The sequence below is a fragment of the Sphingomonas sp. Ant H11 genome, assembly GCF_000797515.1.
Classification (GTDB): Bacteria; Pseudomonadota; Alphaproteobacteria; order Sphingomonadales; family Sphingomonadaceae; genus Sphingomonas.
The window spans coordinates 1-3307 of record NZ_JSBN01000140.1 but is presented as its reverse complement, the minus strand read 5'-3'; the positions used below and the strand labels follow the sequence as shown (position 1 = coordinate 3307).

Here is a 3307-nt window from a genome sequence, read left to right as displayed (position 1 = left end):
CAGCGTCTCGCGGATCACGGCGGGAGGCGCGCTCCGCTGGCGACCGCGGTGTTGAGCACGGCGAGCAGCACGGGCTCGATCAATTTGTCCCACACCGCACCACGCGGATCGATCCGGTCGCCCACCGTCTGCCCCGGCGCGCCAGTCAACAGCCCCGCCAGCCGCAGATAATCGCCCGCGCGCGTACCGGGCACCCGGCGGCCATCGCGGAAGATCCACCAGGGCAGCGGCCCATCATTGAAGCGCACCGCCCAGCGCGCACCGCTGCGCCGGTCGACGAAGGGGAAATCGGCGTGGAGCGGCCCGCTCAGCGATCACTCGCGCCGATCGTCGCGAGATAGTCGGCCACCGCGCGATTGCCCGACAGCACCAGATGGTTGCCATTGTCGATCGTTCGCCCAAGCTGCGGATCGTGATAGCTGCGGCAACGCCCGCCGGCTTGCGCCGCGCCATCGACCAGCTCCGCGCGGTGCCCGGCGCGCGCGAGATCGACGGCGGCAGCAAGCCCCGCCATCCCGGCCCCGACGATCCGGACCCGACCGATAGAACCCTCGCGCTTCAACGGAACAGGCTGAGCCGCAACACGGTGAACAGCAATGCGGCCTTGTTGACCTTGATCCGCTCGCGCGGTGGTGCCCAGCCCATCGCCTCCATCCGCACCAGGATGGGCGCGTACACCGCAGCCATCAAGCGGGGTGCCAACAAATGCCCACGCGGCCGCTTAGCCAAAATCGCCTCGGCGGCCTTAAAATGCTCATGCGCGCGCGCTGCCAGCACGCGCGCCGCGGCATCCACGCGCACATCGCCGACGACGGAAAAAGGGTCGCCCAACGGGATACCCGCCGCCTGCAACGGCTCCAGCGGCAGATAGACGCGTCCGATCGCGGCATCTTCATCGACGTCGCGCAGGATGTTGGTGAATTGCAGCGCCAAGCCTAGATGGTGCGCCAGCGCGATGCCGGTCTCCTCCTCCATGCCGAAGATCTTGACCGACAACCGCCCCACCGCCGAAGCGACGCGGTCGCAATAGAGATCGAGCTCGGCCATGGGCGGGAAGCGGACATCCTCGGCGACATCCATCGCCATGCCGTCGATCACCGCCAGGAAATCGGCCTTGTCGAGCGCGAAGCGGCGCACCGCCTCCGCCACCAGCGCCGCTTGCCCCGCATCGCCACCGGCATAGAGCGATTCGATATCGGCGCGCCACGCCTCCAGCGCCGCCGCACGCACCGGGCGATCGCCAATCTCGTCATCGGCAATGTCGTCGACCGCGCGGCAAAAGGCATAGACGGCGTACATCGCCTCGCGCTGCGCCTTCGGCAGCACGCGCATCCCGGCATAGAACGAACTGCGCGAGACTTGCGCCTGAAGTTGGGCGGGTGTCGCCTTGGGATTCATGAGCGTCCCTTAACCACTTGCCGTGCCGCCGCCAACGTTGCGAGCCCAAGCGCCTCGGGCGCGCGGTGGTGGACCCGTTCGGACAGCGGATCGCGGACTTTCAAACGCGCGGTCAGGCTGGCGGCGAGGCGGTGGATGATCGCCACCTCTATTCCCAACCGACGATCGCGAATCGCGGCGGCAAAGCCTGCCGACTGCGCGAGCAATACCCCAGATCGCGCGGCCAGATCGCGGATCACCGCGCGCAATGCCGGGGTCGCGGTCGTCGCACCCAAATCCTCCACCGTTGCGCCATGGGCTGCCATCACGTCCGCAGGAAGATACACCCGTCCGATCGCGCGGTAATCCTTGCCGCAATCCTGCGTGTGGTTGATGACTTGCAGCGCGGCGCACAACGCATCCGACGCCGCCCAGGTCGCGTGGTCCTCGCCATGCACGTCCAGCACATAGCGGCCGACCGGCATCGCCGAGTAGCGGCAGTAGTCGAGCAACGCCGCCCAATTGGCATAGCGATCGACCGTGCAATCGCGCTCGAACGCCACCAGCAGGTCGAGCGCGTGCTGCGGGCTCAGCCCATGCGATTCCATCGTTGCGCGCAATGCGACCGAATGCGCATCGCTATCCTCGGTGCCGAGAATCGTCGCGCGCATCGCGGCGAGGAGTGTCAGCTTCTCGTCGGCGGAGGCGGCGGCATTGTCGGCCACATCGTCGGCCGCGCGCGCGAAATGGTAGAAGGCCATCACTGGCGCGCGATGCTCGCGCTTCAACAGCACCGAGGCGACGGGAAAATTCTCGTCCTTATGCCCCTTGCCCGAGGCAAGCGCGGTGGCGGTGGTCGCGGTGCTCATGCCGACAGATCCGCCTGAACGCGGCCCTTCCACAAGCCCCCGCGTCCGCGCCCGTGCTGCCACGCCGACAGCAGCGTGCAGCCTGCATAAAAGGTTGCGATCAACGGCAAGGCAGGTCCCCAAAGTGGCGAACGACGGTAAAATTGCAGCATCGGCTGGAACAGCAGCGCCATGATAGCCCAGGCCGCCAGCGCTGCATAATGCGCCGCGCCCCGCGCGAAAATCGCCAGCACCGGCGGCGCGAGATAGGTCAGCGCGAGCCCGAGCGTGGTGCCCGCCAGCAGCCACGGCGAATAGCGAAGCTGGGCGTAGGCAGAACGCGAGATCATCGCCGCGACCGAGCCCCAAGTGTCGTAACGCCGGATGCTGACGGCGCGATCGGTCAGGCCGAGCCACACCGCCCCCTGCTGCTTCATCAAGGCCCCGAACGCGCAATCGTCGATCAAGGCGGAACGCACCGCCGCAATCCCGCCTGCCGCTGCCAGCGCGCGGCGCTGCACCAGCATCACCCCGCCCGCAGCGGCACCGAGGCCGCGCCCGCGCCGGTTCACCGTGGCGAAGGGGTAGAGCATCTGGAAAAACCACACGAACGCCGGGATCAGCGCACGCTCGGCCAGGCTCTCGCAGCGCAATCGCGCCATCAACGAGACCAGCACGCGGTCATCCGCCACCGCGCGCGTGACCAGGCTGCGCACGCTGTCCGGCGCGTGGGCGATGTCGGCGTCGGTCAGCAGCAGATAGTCGGGCGCGTCGCCCGCAGCGGCGATGCCTTGCGAGACGGCCCACAATTTCCCCGTCCAGCCCGCTGCGAGCGGCGCGCCGGTGACGACCTGCAACCGCTCCGACCCGACCGTGCGGGCGATCTCTGCGGTACCGTCGCTGCTCGAATCGTCGACGAGGATGATGCGGAAGTCGCCGGGATAATCCTGCGCGGCGAGACTGGCGATCGACTCGGCGATCACCTCGCTTCGTCACGCGCGGGCACGACGGCGACGACGGTGGGCCATGCCCTCTCTTCTACTCCCCTCCTGGAAGGGAGGGGTTGGGGGTGGGTTGGGGGA

The 3307-nt window shown here is 68.1% G+C and carries 5 protein-coding genes; all 5 read right to left on the bottom strand.

Annotation, left to right across the window (positions count from 1 at the left end):
* Nucleotides 1-14 precede the first annotated feature (14 nt).
* The 5 genes from NW75_RS26955 to NW75_RS19425 are packed head-to-tail and all read right to left on the bottom strand — an operon-like array spanning nt 15 to nt 3208.
* Nucleotides 15-248 (bottom strand): hypothetical protein, encoded by a 234-nt coding sequence (locus tag NW75_RS26955; RefSeq protein WP_231565334.1) that lies wholly within the window; start codon nt 246-248, stop codon nt 15-17.
* A gap of 59 nt (nt 249-307) precedes the next feature.
* A complete protein-coding gene (locus tag NW75_RS26950; RefSeq protein WP_231565333.1) occupies nt 308-514 on the bottom strand; it encodes an FAD-dependent oxidoreductase in 207 nt (68 codons plus the stop codon).
* Nucleotides 515-558: 44 nt separating this feature from the next.
* Nucleotides 559-1398, bottom strand: coding sequence for a presqualene diphosphate synthase HpnD (hpnD, locus tag NW75_RS19435; RefSeq protein WP_033966982.1), 840 nt, complete (start codon nt 1396-1398; stop codon nt 559-561).
* Nucleotides 1395-2246 carry a squalene synthase HpnC gene (gene hpnC, locus NW75_RS19430; RefSeq protein ID WP_033966981.1) on the bottom strand — a complete coding sequence of 284 codons (852 nt, stop codon included), beginning with the start codon at nt 2244-2246 and terminating at the stop codon, nt 1395-1397. Before hpnC ends, hpnD begins: the two co-directional genes overlap by 4 nt.
* On the bottom strand, nt 2243-3208 hold the full coding sequence (locus NW75_RS19425) for a glycosyltransferase (RefSeq protein WP_033966980.1): 966 nt from the start codon (nt 3206-3208) through the stop codon (nt 2243-2245). Before NW75_RS19425 ends, hpnC begins: the two co-directional genes overlap by 4 nt.
* Nucleotides 3209-3307: the final 99 nt, after the last annotated feature.